A 15,171-nucleotide genomic window follows, 5' to 3' on the forward strand; every position below is an offset into this window, starting at 1 on the left:
CCGACCAGGGCGGCGCGGACGCGCCCCCGACGATCGGAGCGCACCGCTCCGCCGGAGGTCGCCCGACCGAAGGGCACATCCGTGGACCTCCCCGTGCTGACCGTGCACTCCAGCGCTCCGTCGACCGCCCAGCCCACCGCATCCGGCCTCTCGCCATCCACGGCCGACCCGCTCTGGTGGAGGAGCGCGGTGATCTACCAGATCTACCTGCGCAGCTTCGCGGACGGCAACGGCGACGGCATCGGCGACCTCGCGGGCGTTCGGCAGCACCTCGGCTACCTCAAGGAGCTCGGGGTGGATGCGATCTGGTTCACCCCCTGGTACGAGTCCCCGCTCGCGGACGGCGGATACGACGTGGCCGACTACCGCACGATCCACCCGGCGTTCGGCGACCTGACCGAGGCGGAGACGCTCATCCAGGAGGCCCTCGCTCTCGGCATCCGCACGATCATCGACGTCGTCCCCAACCACATCTCCGACCAGCACCCCTGGTTCCAGGCGGCCCTCGCGGCAGGGCCGGGCTCCCCGGAGCGCGAGCGATTCTGGTTCCGCCCGGGCCGCGGTGAGCACGGCGACCAGATGCCCACCGACTGGGTGTCCAACTTCTCCGGCGAGACCTGGACCCGCACCACGAACCAGGACGGGACGCCAGGCGAGTGGTACCTGCACCTGTTCACCCCGCAGCAGCCTGACCTCAACTGGAACCATCCGGACGTGCGGGCAGAGCACGAGGCCGTGCTGCGGTTCTGGTTCGACCGCGGCGTCGCAGGGGTCCGGATCGACTCTGCCGCTCTGCTGGTCAAGGACGAGAACCTGCCGGAGGTGCCGGAGCATCCAGGTCCGGGGGAGCACCCCAACCAGGACAGGGACGAGCTGCACGAGATCTACCGGGGCTGGCGCGCCATCGCGGACTCGTACCCCGGCACGCGCGTGCTGGTCGGCGAGATCTGGCTGCCGGAGATCGACCGGTTCGCGATGTACCTGCGGAAAGACGAGCTGCACACCGCGTTCAATTTCGACTTCCTGGCGCGGCCGTGGGATGCGCGCGAGCTCCGCGCATCCATCGACGAGACCATCGCGGCGCACGCCCCAGTGGATGCGCCGAGCACCTGGGTGCTGTCGAATCACGACGTCACCCGCCCCGTCACCCGCTACGGCCGCGCCGACTCGTCGTTCGCGTTCCTGAAGAAGCGCGTCGGCACACCGACCGATCTCACGCTCGGCCGCCGCCGCGCCCGCGCCGCCGCCCTGCTCACCGCGGCTCTGCCCGGCTCGCTCTACCTGTACCAGGGCGACGAGCTCGGCCTGCCAGAGGTCGAGGACATCCCGGCCGACCGGCTCGAGGACCCGATGCATTTCCGCTCGGGCGGCGTCGACCCCGGCAGGGACGGCTGCCGGGTTCCGCTGCCCTGGCGCGGCGTGCATCCGCCGTTCGGGTTCAGTCCGGCCGGCGCCTCCGCAGACCCGTGGCTGCCGCAGCCGGAGAACTGGGCACCGCTGACCGTCGAGGCCCAGCAGTCCGACGCGCACTCCATGCTCCGGCTGTACCGGGAGGCGCTGCGGTTTCGCCGCGCAGAGGACGGCCTCGGCGACGGGCCGCTGCGCTGGCTCGACAGCGCGGACGGCACCCTGATCTTCTCTCGCGGCGACGCCTTCGTCAGCGTCACCAACCTCTCCTCCGACGCGATCGAGCTTCCCGATCACGTCGCCATCCTGCTCAGCAGCGACCCGCTCGACGGCGGGCTGCTGCCACCGGACTCCACGGCGTGGCTTAGAACACAGCACGGTCCGCCGGAGGTCGCGTAACGCACCGCGACACAGCACACCGCACCTCACCACACCATCGAAAGGAACCGACAATGAGGTCACCACGTACGATCGCGGCCGTCGCCGCGATCACGATCGCCGGGGTCGGCCTGCTTGCAGGATGCTCAGGCTCCGGCAGCGGCGACTCGAGCGACGGCAAGGTGCACATCACCGTTGCCAGTCTCATCCCCGGCAGCGACAAGGCCGCTTTCAAGGCATTCGACGACCGGGTGAAGGAGTTCGAGAAGGCCAACCCGAACATCGTCATCAAGTCGGAGGAGTACCAGTGGACGGGGCCGACGTTCGCGACCCAGCTCGCCGGCGGCACGCTGCCCGACGTGTTCAACGTCCCGTTCACCGACTCGCAGTCGCTTCTGCAGGCCGGTCAGCTCGCCGACATCACCAAGGAGGTCAAGGCGCTGTCGTACGCGGGCAAGTTCAACGAGAACGTGCTCGCCGTCGCCAAGAGCGGTGACAAGATCTACGGCATCCCGTACGGCCCGTACGCCATGGGGCTGTCGTACAACCGAGAGATCTTCCAGAAGGCCGGCCTCGACCCAGACAAGCCCCCGACGACGTGGGACGAAGTCCGGCAGGACGCAAAGACCATCTCGGAGAAGGTGCCTGGCGTCGCCGGCTACATGCAGATGACGCAGGGCAACACCGGCGGCTGGGAGCTGACCACCACCACGTACGCACGTGGCGGCCGGATGGAGACCACGGACGGCGACAAGACCAAAGTCACCACGAACAACCCGGTCACCAAGGAGGCGCTGCAGTTCCTGCACGACCTGCGCTGGGAGGACAACTCGGTCGGCAGCAACTTCCTGCTCGACTGGAGCGGCATCAACCAGGCCTTCGGCGCCGGCCAGATCGCGATGTACCCGTCCGGCTCCGACGTGCTCACCTCGCTGGTGCAGCAGAACAACGTCGACCCGAAGAACTACGGCCTGACGATGCTCCCGATCGACTCCAGCAACAAGGATGCGGGCGTCCTGGTCGGCGGCAACGTCGCGGCGGTCAGCCCGAAGTCCACCGAGGCGCAGAAGACGGCCGCGGTCAAGTGGATCGACTTCTACTACATGCAGAAGCTGCTCAACGAGGACCAGGCCATCGCGGACGCGAAGGTGCTCGCCAAGTCGAACCAGCCGGTCGGCGTCCCGACGCTGCCGGTCTTCGACAAGGCCACCTACGACCAGACGATGTCGTGGATCAAGCCGGAGGTCAACATCCCGCTGGAGAACGTCGCACCGTTCACCGACAAGATCTTCGACGCGAACCTCGTGCCTGAGCCGAACAAGCACACCCAGGAGCTCTACGGAGCACTGGATGCGGTGGTCCAGGCCGTGCTGACGGACAAGAACGCGAACATCGATCAGCTCCTGACGAAGGTCGACTCCGACATTCAGAAGCTCGTCGACGCCGACAAGTAAGTCACCGGTCCGGCCGACGGGACGCCTCGCGCGCCCCGTCGGCCGCGCCGCACGTTTCCGACCACGACAGAAAGCACTGACCCCATGACAGCGATCGACCGCCAGCGAACGAGTTCGCGCCGCGTCGTGCGACGCACCCCGATGACCTGGCTCCGCGGAGGCGGGCTCAGCAACCTCGTCTTCCTGCTGCCGATGCTCGTGATCTTCGGCGTCTTCTCCTGGTGGCCGATCGTCCGCAGCGTGGTGATGAGCTTCCAGCACACCAACCTCGTCACCGCGCCGACGTTCGTCGGCTGGGACAACTTCGTGCAGGTCGTGAACGACCCGCTGTTCTGGACCGCGATCGGCAACACCGCCTGGTTCGCGTTCCTCGCCCTCATCCTCGGCTACCCCATCCCGCTCATCGCCGCCGTGCTGATGAGCGAGGTCAAGCGCGCGAAGGGGCTGTACAGCGCGCTCGCATACCTTCCGGTCGTCGTGCCCCCGGTGGTCGCCGTGCTGCTGTGGAAGTTCTTCTACGACGCGAGCCCCACCGGCGTGTTCAACACGATCCTCGGCTGGGTGGGCATCCCGCCGCAGCCGTGGATCCAGTCGGCGACCCAGGCCATGCCGTCCCTCGTGGTCGAGGCCACCTGGGCTGCAGCGGGAGGGACGATCATCATCTACCTCGCCGCCATCACCGGCGTGGCTCCGGAGCTGTACGACGCCGCGGAGGTGGACGGGGCGAACATCTGGCAGAAGATCTGGCACGTCACGATGCCGCAGTTGCGCAGCATCCTGCTCATCACCCTCATTCTGCAGATCATCGGCACAGCGCAGGTGTTCCTCGAGCCGTATCTGTTCACCGGAGGCGGACCGGTCAACTCGACCGTGACCGTGCTGCTGCTGATCTACCGCTACGCGTTCCAGAACTCGCTCGGCGGCGACTACGGAGCGGCGACCGCGCTCAGCCTGATGCTCGCCGCCTTCCTCGCCGTGCTCTCGCTCGTGTACTTCCGCCTCACCAAGTCCTGGAGCCAGAATTGACCACCTCGACCGACTACACACCCGAGGTCATGAACGTCATGACCGACGAACTCGACGAGACCGGCATCGCGCCAGGCGGCCCGGGCGGCCGCAAGCGCAAGCGCCGTTCCCGCAGGCCGAGCGAGCCGTCGGGCGACCGCGGCATCCTGTCCCCGTCCGACTGGCGGAAGCCGGGCATCCGGTGGGGCACCCGCGCCACCCACCTCGTGCTGCTGCTCCTGCTGATCGTGCTCGGCCTCGGCCCGCTGCTGTGGCTGGCGAAGTCGGCCATCACGCCGACGCAGGACACGCTCCGCACTCCGATGGCGCTGTTCCCGAACGGCGTCGACTGGGCCAACCTGTCGACGGCGTGGTCGACGGTGCACATCGACGTGCAGTTCATGAACACGATCTGGGTGGCGCTCGGCTCCTGGATCATGCAGATCGTGGTGGCGACGACGGCGGGATACGCGCTGAGCGTCCTGCGGCCGAAGTACGGGAAGGTGATCTACGGGCTCATCCTCGGCACGCTGTTCGTGCCGTCTGTCGTGCTGCTGGTGCCGCTCTACCTCACCATCCTCAACCCGCCGCTGCTCGGCCAGTCGCTCATCAACACGTTCTGGGCGGTCTGGCTGCCCGCCGGCGCGAGCGCGTTCAACGTGGTGCTGATCAAGCGGTTCTTCGACAACCTGCCGCGCGAGGTCTTCGAGGCGGCGCGCACGGACGGGGCAGGGCCGTTCCGGCTGTTCTGGTCGATCGTGCTCCCGATGTCGAAACCCATCCTCGGTGTGGTGTCGGTGTTCGCGATCATCGCGGCCTGGAAGGACTACCTGTGGCCGCTCCTGGTGCTGCGCGACCCGGCGATCCAGCCGCTGTCCGTGCGGCTGCCCACCCTGCAGGCGGCGATCCAGCTCGACGTGTATCTGGCGGCGCTCGCGATCTCCACGCTCATCCCGATCGTGCTGTTCCTGGTGTTCCAGGGGCTCTTCCTGCGGTCGGCCGGGCTCGGCGGTGCGGTCAAGGGCTGAGCAGGCGGCGGTTACCATCGATGGATGCGATGGATGAGGAGTCGACGCGGAATCCGGACGGCGGCGCTTGCGCTGGCGGTCGCGACCGCGTCGGCCCTCGCCCTGACAGGCTGCGCTGCGGGAGCTCCGCGCACGGCCCAGCACAGCGCATCCGGTAGCCCCGCCACGCCGCGACCGACGAGCACGGTCGATCCGGCCACCGCGTACGTGAACGCGCGTCTGGCGAACATGACGCTGCGCCAGAAGGTCGCGAGTCTGCTGATGCTGCACCAGCCGGGCACGGACGGCGTCGCTCTGCGCGGCTTCGTCGACCGCTACGGGGTCGGCGGGATGATCCTGATGGGCGACAACGTGCCAGGGAGCCCTGCCGCCCTCGCTGCGCAGAACGCGGCGATGACCGCCTCCGACCCCCAGCTCCCTCCACTCGTCGCCATCGACGAGGAGGGCGGCGACGTGACCAGGCTCCCCTGGGACGGCCTGCCGGGCGCTGACGTGCTCAAGGCTCAGCCGCCCGCGGCCACGCAGACCGCGTTCGCGCAGCGCGCCGCCCTGCTGAAGCAGGCGGGCATCACGGTCAACTTCGGAACCATCGCGGACACGACGGCGGACCCCGGCTCGTTCATCTACGACCGGGTCCTCGGCACGACGCCGTCCTCCGCGGCCGACAGGGTCGCCGCCTCGGTCACGGGGGAGCGCGGTCAGGTGCTCAGCACGCTCAAGCACTTTCCCGGCCACGGCGAGACGGAGGCGGACTCGCACACGAGCATCCCCACCACCGCGCTGAGCGTCGCCGACTGGCGGTCCAGGGATGCGCCGCCCTTCGGCGCCGGCATCACGGCCGGCACCGAACTGGTCATGTTCGGCCACCTCGTCTACAGCGCAGTGGATGCGGCGCCCGCCTCGCTCTCCGCTCCCTGGCACCGCATCCTGAGCGACACCCTCGGCTTCCGCGGGGTGACGATCACCGACGACATGCGGATGCTGCAGGACTCCGGTCTGCCGCAGTACGCCAACCCGTCGGAGAACGCCGTCCAGGCGCTGGCGGCGGGCAACACGATGCTGCTCTACGTGCTGCCAGCGGATCCTGCCGCAGCCGGCCTCGATCCCGATGCGCTGATCGACGCGGTCGTCGAAGCGGTCGGTTCCGGCCGGATTCCCGCCGCCCAGATCGACGCCGACGCCAGGAAACTGCTGGAACTGCGGCACTCGCTCGCCACGAAAGAGTGACGCGTCAACTTTTTTTCCGATTTCCGGAATAGGACAGCGGTCCATACGCTTGCATGTACCTGTACGGCGTGTGGAGCGCCGCCATCCATACTTCAAGGAGATCACGAATGACCATCGACATCCCCGGCTACAAAGCAGGCACCTGGACCATCGACCCCGCGCACTCCGAGGTCGGCTTCAGCATCCGCCACCTCATGATCAGCAAGGTGAAGGGCGTGTTCGAGAACTTCGACGCCACCTTCGTCACCGCCGAGAACCCGCTCGAGTCGACCGTGACCGCGAAGGCGGACGTCGCCTCGGTCAACACCAAGGACAAGAACCGCGACGCGCACCTGCGCACCGGCGACTTCTTCCTCGCCGACGAGTTCCCGACCATCGACTTCGTGTCGACCGGCGTCCGCCACGACGGCGGCGACTTCCTCGTCGACGGCGACCTCACGATCAAGGGCGTGACCAAGCCGGTCACCTTCGACTTCGACTTCGGCGGCTTCGGCCAGGACCCGTACGGCAACTACAAGGCCGGTGCGACCGCGAAGACCACGATCAACCGCGAGGACTTCGGCCTCACATACAACGCGGCCCTCGAGACCGGCGGCGTGCTCCTCGGCGAGCAGGTCACCATCACGCTCGAGCTGCAGGCGGTTCTCGCCAACGCGTAAGCGGCACGAACACCAGGCAGGGACTCCGCGCGAGCGGGGTCCCTGTTCTCGTTGACCCGCTCAGTGGTGGCGCCTGCGCACACCGGGTGGACGCGGTGCCCTGAATCGGTCGAAGACGGGGTTGAGGAACTGCACCAGGAACGCCAGCGAACCGAACCACGGCGCGAGCACGACGGTCAGTGCCGCAAGGCCGAGGGCGACGAGCGTGCCGGCGCGGGTCGAGCGCACACCGGCAGGGGAGAGACCGGAGACGAGCCCGCGCTTCGGCGAGGTGAGGTAGTACCAGTGAACGGTGGTGATGCCGATCACGAACAGGAAGTTGAGCGGCAGCAGCAGCCGCCCGGCGAGAAAACCGTTGTACTCGCTGATGAGGCTCGTGGTGAACGGGATGAGCACCACCCCGAGCAGCCGGAGGGTGTTGAGGAGCGTCGCACGCGCATCCACCCTGACCACGTACTCGAACTGCCAGACGTGGATGCGCCACAGCGTCGCCAGCAACAGGAAGCTGATGACGAGGCTGAGGAAGCCGAACGACTGATCGCCGAGCGCCGACCAGAGCTGCGCATCCGTGTGGATGTCGCCGAGCTTGGTGACGTCGAGGTCGAGGACCAGCAGCGTCGCCGCGATGGCGAACACGCCGTCGGTGAACGCTTCGAGCCGTCTGGTCGACACCGGCGCGTTGTCGGTGTCGTCGACTCCTGCTGCGGGTCCTGGCGGGGAGCTGCTGTCGGCGGACATGCGGCCATGCTACGACGAGCGGTGCGGCTCAGACGCTCTCTTCCCCGGTGATCTCGTCGTGCACGCGACGCAGATCCTCCATCAGGGAGCCGATCAGCACCCAGTGACGCGGGTCGGGCGTCGAGATGACGAGCGGCGCCGTCAGCACAGGAAGACCGGCCGTGTCCGTCGCCGGTTCGACAGCCGGCGCATCCGGGTCGCGCGACAGCAGACGCAGATCGTGCGCCGAGCGCCGCAGCTCCTCCGCGATGGCCTGCAGCGTCGGTTCTCCGGCAAGCGTGTCGTCGTAGTGGTCGCGGAAGGCGCGGGTCATGCCGAGTGCGCGGGTGATGATCGGACGGAACCGGGCGAACAGCTCGGCGTCGTGATCGAGGGCGACACGGTGCCTGCTCTGCCGCGGGTTCAGGGTCAGGCTCTCCTCCGCCTGGACCAGCGCCGCGTCCGCCTTCTTCTCCATCGGTCGCAGCAGCCGTGCCTCGATGAGCAGCGCGTTGAGCTGCGCGGTCGTCTGCGGCGTGGTGATCGCCGTCGCCAGCCGGTCGAGGGTCGCCGCGAGTTCGTTTCCGAGGGCGAGGATCGCCTTGTGCGCAGGCTCGCGCTGCACGGGAGGCACGATCGCGATGTTGATGATGACCCCGATGACGGCGCCGATGATCGTCTCCACGATGCGCGCGAACGCATACTCGGGATTGGATGCGCCGACCGCGAGCACGAGCATGGCGGTTATCGGCACCTGGTTGGCGGTGCCCGGCGTCAGCTTGAGCGCCCAGGCCAGCAGGATCGAGATGACGACGGCGACGAGCACGATCCAACTGTTCGTGCCGAAGGCGAGACCGATGCCGTATGCGATGAGTACGCCGACGATCACCCCGATGCTGCGCTCGATCGCCCGGCCGACCGACTGGTTGACACTCGGCTGCACCACGAGCAGGGCCGCGATGGTCGCGAACACCGGAAGCTCGCCCGGCAGCAGCAGGCTCGCCAGCACCCAGGCGAGGATCATGGCGACCGCGGTCTTCGCCACCTGCAGGAAAGGAACCCTGCTCGTCGTCCTGATGTTGGCGGGAAGGCTGATGTTGGCTGGAAGGCGGAGCTTGGCGGAAAATCGTGGAGCCACGGATCAAGGCTACCGGCGTCGGCCCTCTGCGGTCACCGGCGCCGTCACCGGCGCGGTCACCGCAGCCGTCAGGCCGAGGAAGCGGCCGTACGCCGTCGCCGTCCGGCGCACCCCCGCATTCTCCGCCCCCGTCGGCCGCCCGAACGGCAGCGGCTCGACCGTCACAGCCGACGACGTGGATGCGCGTCGCCAGGTGCCGACGACCCGACCCTTCGAGACCAGGATGGGCGCGAACACGCCGTTCTTGCCCGGCACGACCACGGTGAAGTGCTCGTCGTCGATGACTGGCGCGCGGTCCTGGTAGCCGAGCAGATACTCGTCGAACGCCGGCAGAAGGTCGACGCCCTTCTGGGCAGCGCCGAGGTCTGCGTCCGCCTGCTCGGTCGTCACCAGGTATTCCACGCCGTCCACCTCGAGCGTCCTGATCCTGTCGCCGAGCACCGCGACGGCCGTCTTCGCACCGGCCACGGTTCCCTTGGTCCACCACACGAAGTCCTTGAGCGTCGCCGGTCCGTGCCCGGTCAGGTAGCGCAGCAGGAACTCGCCGAGCGCCTCATCCGGCTCCAGCTCGCGGCGCTCCGGCGCCCACTCGTCGAGCAGCACGAGCGACTGCTGCGTCTTGTGCGTCGGCCCCCAGCACAGCAGGCCGTTCTGGGCGAAGAAGTAGACGAGGTGGTAGCCGCGCTGCCCCGCCGTCGCGATGCCGTTGGCCTCCCACAGCGCCATCAGCTCCGCCCTGCCGATGCTCCGGCCGCCGGACAGTGCATCCGTGACGATGTCGCGCGCCCGGGTGAAGTCCGCGGACTCCAGCTCGAGCTGACGGTGGCGCAGGGCGAGACCGGCGATCATTCGGGTGGTCGTGACCCCGAGCATCCAGCGCAGGTCGGCGGGCGGCACGAAGTGGAGGGTTCCGCGCATCGGCCAGGAGCGCACGATGCTGCCGTCGTCCAGGGCGGCGAGCACGTCGTCGCGCGTGCTGGCGGCGCTGCGCGCGCCGAGCGCCCAGCAGGCGGCGCCGAAGTCCTGTGCCTGCACCGCCAGCATCCGCTGGACGACGGCGGCGGGAGTCGGAGCGGACCGATCGTCGAGAAGCTGGGCGCTTCTGCGCATCCTGAGCAGGTCGGCGCGGCGTGCTGGCATGGGTTCAGTATCCCGGATGCCACCGACACCCTCGCAGGGCCGCGCGCTGCTCTAGTGCAGCAGCCCGAGGTCGTTGAGCTGTTCGCTGAGGCTGGCGCCGTCGGGCGCGTACACCCACGGCGCACCGCTCAGCTCGGTGTGCTTCGAGGCCTTCGAGCGGCCTCCGGCGAGCACGGCCTCGCTGTTCGAGAGCTGCCGGATCGCCACAGCGGAGACGCTCTCGGGGTGCGCGACGGTGAACTCTCCATAGAGCGTCTCGTCGTGCTGCCCGTCGTCGCCGATCAGCAGCCACTTGAGGCCGGGGAACTCGCCGGCGAGGCGCTCCAGGCTGATCCGCTTGTGGTCGCGGCCGCTGCGGAACCAGCGGTCGTGCGTCGGACCCCAGTCGGTCAGCAGCAGCGGGCCGGCAGGGAAGAGATTGCGGGAGAGGAACCTGGTGAGCGTCGGCGCGACGTTCCACGCCCCTGTCGACAGGTAGATCACCGGGGTGCCAGGATGCGTGGCGGCGAGCCGTTCGAGCAGCACGGCCATGCCGGGCGTCGCGACCCTGGCGTGCTCGTCCAGGACGAACGTGTTCCAGGCGGCGAGCAGCGGACGGGGGAGCGCGGTCACCATGACGGTGTCGTCCACGTCGGAGATGATGCCGAAGGTGGCCTTGGGGTCCACGACGAACACCGGTGACTCGAAGACGCGCGTCGACTCGTGTGTGGACATCCGGACGGTGTGCCAGCCGGGCGTGAGCTGCACGGGGATGACCGTGTCGATCACGCCGCCGCGGTCGGGCATGACGGTGTGCGTGTCGCCCTCGAGCTCGATCGTGACCGGTGTGTCGGCGACGGGGACGCTGGTGAACGACCGCCAGCCCCTGATGCTCTCCTCGCGTTTGCGGTGCTTCCGCTCCGCCCTGCTGCCCGGCTTCGGCTCCTTCGCGAGCACGACCCTGCCCAGGACGCGGACCCAGGTGGGCGCTCCGTAGCCGGTATACGGCAGAACGGTCGCCAGATAGCCGCGCTTGCGGGCTCGGCGCGCGCGGAACTCGTGGAACGCATCCTCGATGCGCGCCGCGCGATGCATGATGGGCTCGACGCTCGCGCCGCGTTTGTCAGGGGTGGCGGGCATATCTGTCTAGTTTCGCACGGACGCTGAACACCTGCGCGCGCATCCCCCAGATCTGGGGATGCATCCTGCGGCGAGTCGGAGCGAATTCCCCGGCATAAATGAGGTTTCCCCGAATATGATCCGAGTATCACGGTCGTGGGGACCGTGGGGCTGGGGACCCGACAGACGTATTGTTGAGCTGCAGGAAAGAAGGAGTAGCCCTCGTGCCCATCAACGACCTCGTGGCCGGTCAGAACACATCCGGAGCACCGCTGGTGCGAACCGAACCGATTCAGGAGCGGAGCGCAGCGCGCATCGACGCCCTGCTCGACGCTGCGGCGGAGGTGGTGGACGAGATCGGCTTCGACCGGCTCACCACCGCGATGGTCGCCGAGCGGGCTGGAGCGTCCATCGGCACCGTGTACCGGTACTTCCCCGACCGCATCGTGCTGCTGCAGGCGCTGCGCGACCGGGCAGTGCTCCGCTATCGCCAGGCTGTCGTGCAGGGCATCAGGGAGCAGGAGCCCGCGCACTGGTGGATCGCGGTGGAGTGCGCGATCGACGCCTTCGTCGGCATGTTCCGCACCGAGCCTGGCTTCCGCATCATCCGGTTCACCGACGCAGAGCGCGCGGGAGCACCGGAGGACGAGCCGACGCCGGACGAGGACTTCTTCGCGCACCGCTTCGCCGAGATCCTCTCCGACGAGTTCGGGCTCCCCGCCGGAGACGAGCTCACCTTCCACCTCGAAGTGGTCGTGGAGATGATGGACTCGCTGATCAACCGTGCCTTCGTGCTCGACCAGGCGGGCGACGAGCGCTTCATCGCCGAGGCCAGGGTCGTGGCGCGCGAGTACCTCGAAAAGCGGTACGGCGGCGACGCCTGAGCCGCTGATACCGGTGCCGCTGATGCCGGTGCCGCTGAGTCTGGTCAGGACGCCCGGCGCCTGACCAGGCAGAACGGGTGACCCACCGGATCCCGGTACACCCGGAAACTGTCGCGCACCCCCGCGGGAGACGCAGGATCGGGCAGGCCCATCTTCGTGGCGCCGAGCGCGATGGCGTGCGCCTCCGCCTGCTCCAGATCGTCGACCCCGAAATCGAGGTGCGACTGCTGCGGCACAGCCGCGTCCGGCCAGGTGGGCGCGCGATAGTCCGGCTCGCGCTGGAACGCGATGCCGTTCGCCCCGAGTGCCGGGCGCGTCTCCGCCCAGGCATCCTCCGCTTCGGTCTCGACGACCTGCCAGCCGAGCATCCCCGCGTAGAAGCGAGCCAGCTCCGCGGGATGCGGTGCGTCCAGCACCACGACGTCGAACCCGATGGCCCCGGCCCCGATGGCCCCGAACCTGGGAATGTCGGTGGCTGGTGGCATGTTGCCATCCGATACGTCCTCCATACCGAAGAGAGTATTCAGAGCCACCGACACGGAAAGGGGGTTCGGTGTTCCGAACCGCCCGCGCCACAATTCGACGCAATCCTTTGCCAAAGCGAGCCAATCGTGTTTGGGTGAAAGGACAGGCCTGTGTCGATCCGATGCCCACTTCGAGGAATGAGCCGCACCAATGATCGAGTTCCGCTCGGTAACGAAGCAGTTCCCCGACGGCACGGTCGCTGTCGAGGACTTCTCGCTCGTCATCCCGTCGCGTGAGATCACTGTGCTCGTCGGGTCGTCCGGCAGCGGAAAGACCACGATCCTGCGGATGATCAACCGCATGGTCGACCCAACGAGCGGAACCGTCGAGATCGACGGAGAAGACGTGATGTCGCTCAAGCCGGTGCAGTTGCGGCGCAGCATCGGCTACGTCATGCAGAACTCCGGACTCCTGCCGCATCGGAAGGTCGTCGACAACATCGCCACCGTGCCCCTGCTCCGCGGGGAGAAGAAACGGGATGCGCGTGAGCGCGCCCTCGAACTGATGGATACGGTCGGCCTGGAGCGTTCGCTCGCCGACAAGTACCCCAGCCAGCTCTCTGGCGGCCAGCAGCAGCGCGTCGGCGTGGCACGCGGGCTCGCCGTCGACCCGAACATCCTGCTGATGGACGAGCCGTTCGGCGCCGTCGACCCGATCGTGCGGGACGAGCTCCAGAACGAGCTGCTGCACCTGCAGCGCGAGCTCGACAAGACGGTGGTGTTCGTGACGCACGACATAGACGAGGCCTTCCGGCTCGGCACCCAGGTGGTCATCTTCCGCAAGGGCGGCATCGTCGCGCAGAAGGGCACGCCCGCGGAGATCCTGTCCAACCCCGCCGACGAGTTCGTCGCATCCTTCATCGGGGCGGACCGCGGCAAGCGCGCGCTGCACATCGAACAGACGTCGACCGGCAGCGTGCTCGTCGACAGCGACGGCCGCACGGCCGGTGTGCTCTCCGGCGCGCCGACCGGCACGACGTCCGGCACCTCAGAAGCAAAGGCCACGACCCCTTCGGTCGTGGGTGCTCCGGCGCAGGGTGAGGAAGCGTCGTGAGCTGGCTGTGGTCGAACCTCGGCCTGGTCTGGGACCTCACGGTCGCTCACGTCACGCTGAGCGTCTTCCCGATCGTGATCGGGTTCATCGTGTCGCTGCCGATCGGCTGGGTGGCGAACCGCTACCGGGCGAGCCGCGGCGTGGTGCTGACACTCGGCGGCATCCTCTACACGATCCCGTCGCTGCCGCTGTTCGTGGCGATGCCCGCGCTGATCGGCACGCAGATCCTCGACCCGAAGAACGTGGTCGTGGCGCTGAGCCTCTACGCCCTGGCGCTGATGGTGCGCACGACGGCGGATGCGCTGGCGAGCGTCCCCGGTGACGTGATGCAGTCGGCGACCGCCATCGGGTTCAGCACCTGGCGCCGGTTCTGGGCGGTCGAGCTGCCACTCGCGGGACCCGTGCTTCTCGCTGGTCTCCGGGTGGTGTCGGTGAGCACGGTGAGCCTCGTGAGCGTCGGCTCGCTCGTCGGTGTGAGCAACCTGGGCACGATGTTCATCCAGGGCCTCAACCAGTACAACAATGCCGAGGTGGTGACAGGGATCGTCGCGATCATCATCATCGCGCTGATCTTCGACCTCGCCCTCGTGCTGCTCGGGCGGCTCCTGATGCCGTGGACCAGGCTCGGCACGAACAAGCGCGCCACCCGCAGAGCGGCGCTGAAGGCGGTGACCGGCGCATGACCGACATCCTCGCGGCGTTCGCCTGGATCTTCGACCCGGCCAACTGGGCAGGGGCGGGCGGCATCCCCGTCCGCCTGGGGGAGCACCTCTGGTACTCGCTGCTCACCCTGCTGCTCGCCGCGGTGATCGCGCTGCCGATCGGCTTCGCGATCGGGCACACCGGCCGGTTCCGCGGGCTCGCTGTCGGCATCTCCGGCGCGCTCCGCGCCATCCCGACCCTCGGTCTCGTCGTCTACCTCGCGCTCATCACGCTCAACCTGACCATCGTGCCTCCGCTGATCGCGCTGACCATCCTGGCCATCCCCCCGGTGCTGGCCGGGGCGTACTCCGGGCTCGAGTCCGTCGACAGGCGCACGATCGACGCGGCACGGGCCATGGGGATGACCGAGCTGCAGATCCTGTTCAAGGTCGAGCTTCCGCTGTCGCTCCCGCTGATCATCGGCGGCCTGCGTTCCGCCGCGCTGCAGGTGATCGCCACCTGGACGGTGGCGGCGATCCTGCCGGTCGGCGGCCTCGGCCGCTATCTGTTCGACGGCCTCGCCGTGCAGAAGTACGACGAAATGCTCGGCGGCTCCATTCTCGTGATCGTCCTCGCGCTCGTCGCAGACGGCGTGTTCGCGATCGTGCAGCGTCTCGTTGTGCCTCGCGGGGTCACGGCGGGCAAGATCCAGGACGTCCGCACCAAAGACCCGTGGCGTCGGATCGGCCTGTCCCTGCCGAACCACCCGTTCGGAACCTGACTTTTCCTTCCCACAGTCCCATAGCACCCACCGAA

The 15,171-nt window shown here is 68.2% G+C and carries 15 protein-coding genes; 10 read left to right on the forward strand and 5 right to left on the reverse strand.

Annotation, left to right across the window (positions count from 1 at the left end):
- The first annotated feature begins 102 nt into the window (after nt 1-102).
- From ACYVGI_RS06265 to ACYVGI_RS06290, 6 genes are all read left to right on the forward strand, one after another.
- Nucleotides 103-1,806, forward strand: coding sequence for a glycoside hydrolase family 13 protein (locus tag ACYVGI_RS06265; protein WP_460632412.1), 1,704 nt, complete (start codon nt 103-105; stop codon nt 1,804-1,806).
- Between the two features lie 53 nt (nt 1,807-1,859).
- The gene (locus ACYVGI_RS06270; RefSeq protein WP_460631784.1) at nt 1,860-3,239 is read left to right on the forward strand and encodes an extracellular solute-binding protein; all 1,380 of its coding nucleotides are present in this window, start codon (nt 1,860-1,862) and stop codon (nt 3,237-3,239) included.
- 84 nt (nt 3,240-3,323) lie between these two features.
- A complete protein-coding gene (locus tag ACYVGI_RS06275) occupies nt 3,324-4,265 on the forward strand; it encodes a carbohydrate ABC transporter permease (protein WP_235500420.1) in 942 nt (313 codons plus the stop codon).
- A 29-nt stretch (nt 4,266-4,294) separates the two neighbouring features.
- Nucleotides 4,295-5,272, forward strand: a complete 978-nt coding sequence (locus ACYVGI_RS06280; protein ID WP_460632413.1) for a carbohydrate ABC transporter permease — start codon at nt 4,295-4,297, stop codon at nt 5,270-5,272.
- A 33-nt stretch (nt 5,273-5,305) separates the two neighbouring features.
- Nucleotides 5,306-6,499, forward strand: a complete 1,194-nt coding sequence (locus ACYVGI_RS06285) for a glycoside hydrolase family 3 N-terminal domain-containing protein (RefSeq protein ID WP_460631785.1) — start codon at nt 5,306-5,308, stop codon at nt 6,497-6,499.
- A gap of 107 nt (nt 6,500-6,606) precedes the next feature.
- Nucleotides 6,607-7,158: a YceI family protein gene (locus tag ACYVGI_RS06290; RefSeq protein ID WP_460631786.1), complete on the forward strand. Its 552-nt coding sequence runs from the start codon at nt 6,607-6,609 to the stop codon at nt 7,156-7,158.
- A 60-nt stretch (nt 7,159-7,218) separates the two neighbouring features.
- Here the strand turns inward: ACYVGI_RS06290 and ACYVGI_RS06295 are convergent, their stop codons facing one another.
- The 4 genes from ACYVGI_RS06295 to ACYVGI_RS06310 are packed head-to-tail and all read right to left on the reverse strand — an operon-like array spanning nt 7,219 to nt 11,272.
- Nucleotides 7,219-7,896 carry a TMEM175 family protein gene (locus ACYVGI_RS06295; protein ID WP_460631787.1) on the reverse strand — a complete coding sequence of 226 codons (678 nt, stop codon included), beginning with the start codon at nt 7,894-7,896 and terminating at the stop codon, nt 7,219-7,221.
- Between the two features lie 28 nt (nt 7,897-7,924).
- A complete protein-coding gene (locus ACYVGI_RS06300) occupies nt 7,925-9,013 on the reverse strand; it encodes an FUSC family protein (protein WP_460631788.1) in 1,089 nt (362 codons plus the stop codon).
- Between the two features lie 9 nt (nt 9,014-9,022).
- Entirely contained in the window at nt 9,023-10,153 is a 1,131-nt protein-coding gene (locus tag ACYVGI_RS06305; RefSeq protein ID WP_460631789.1) for a winged helix DNA-binding domain-containing protein, read from the reverse strand.
- A 51-nt stretch (nt 10,154-10,204) separates the two neighbouring features.
- Nucleotides 10,205-11,272 carry an App1 family protein gene (locus ACYVGI_RS06310; RefSeq protein WP_460631790.1) on the reverse strand — a complete coding sequence of 356 codons (1,068 nt, stop codon included), beginning with the start codon at nt 11,270-11,272 and terminating at the stop codon, nt 10,205-10,207.
- Nucleotides 11,273-11,475: 203 nt separating this feature from the next.
- Here ACYVGI_RS06310 and ACYVGI_RS06315 point away from each other — a divergent pair, with 203 nt between their 5' ends.
- Nucleotides 11,476-12,135, forward strand: coding sequence for a TetR family transcriptional regulator (locus ACYVGI_RS06315; RefSeq protein ID WP_460631791.1), 660 nt, complete (start codon nt 11,476-11,478; stop codon nt 12,133-12,135).
- Between the two features lie 44 nt (nt 12,136-12,179).
- Here the strand turns inward: ACYVGI_RS06315 and ACYVGI_RS06320 are convergent, their stop codons facing one another.
- Nucleotides 12,180-12,620: a VOC family protein gene (locus ACYVGI_RS06320; protein ID WP_460631792.1), complete on the reverse strand. Its 441-nt coding sequence runs from the start codon at nt 12,618-12,620 to the stop codon at nt 12,180-12,182.
- A gap of 190 nt (nt 12,621-12,810) precedes the next feature.
- On the opposite strand from ACYVGI_RS06320, the gene ACYVGI_RS06325 reads away from it, so the two are divergent.
- Genes ACYVGI_RS06325 through ACYVGI_RS06335 form a run of 3 tightly spaced genes read left to right on the forward strand, consistent with a single transcriptional unit; the run spans nt 12,811 to nt 15,136 of the window.
- Nucleotides 12,811-13,713 (forward strand): ABC transporter ATP-binding protein, encoded by a 903-nt coding sequence (locus tag ACYVGI_RS06325; RefSeq protein WP_460631793.1) that lies wholly within the window; start codon nt 12,811-12,813, stop codon nt 13,711-13,713.
- Nucleotides 13,710-14,396 (forward strand): ABC transporter permease, encoded by a 687-nt coding sequence (locus ACYVGI_RS06330; protein ID WP_460631794.1) that lies wholly within the window; start codon nt 13,710-13,712, stop codon nt 14,394-14,396. Before ACYVGI_RS06325 ends, ACYVGI_RS06330 begins: the two co-directional genes overlap by 4 nt.
- Nucleotides 14,393-15,136, forward strand: coding sequence for an ABC transporter permease (locus ACYVGI_RS06335; RefSeq protein WP_460631795.1), 744 nt, complete (start codon nt 14,393-14,395; stop codon nt 15,134-15,136). Before ACYVGI_RS06330 ends, ACYVGI_RS06335 begins: the two co-directional genes overlap by 4 nt.
- Nucleotides 15,137-15,171 lie beyond the last annotated feature (35 nt).

It is taken from the genome of Leifsonia lichenia, from assembly GCF_054780215.1.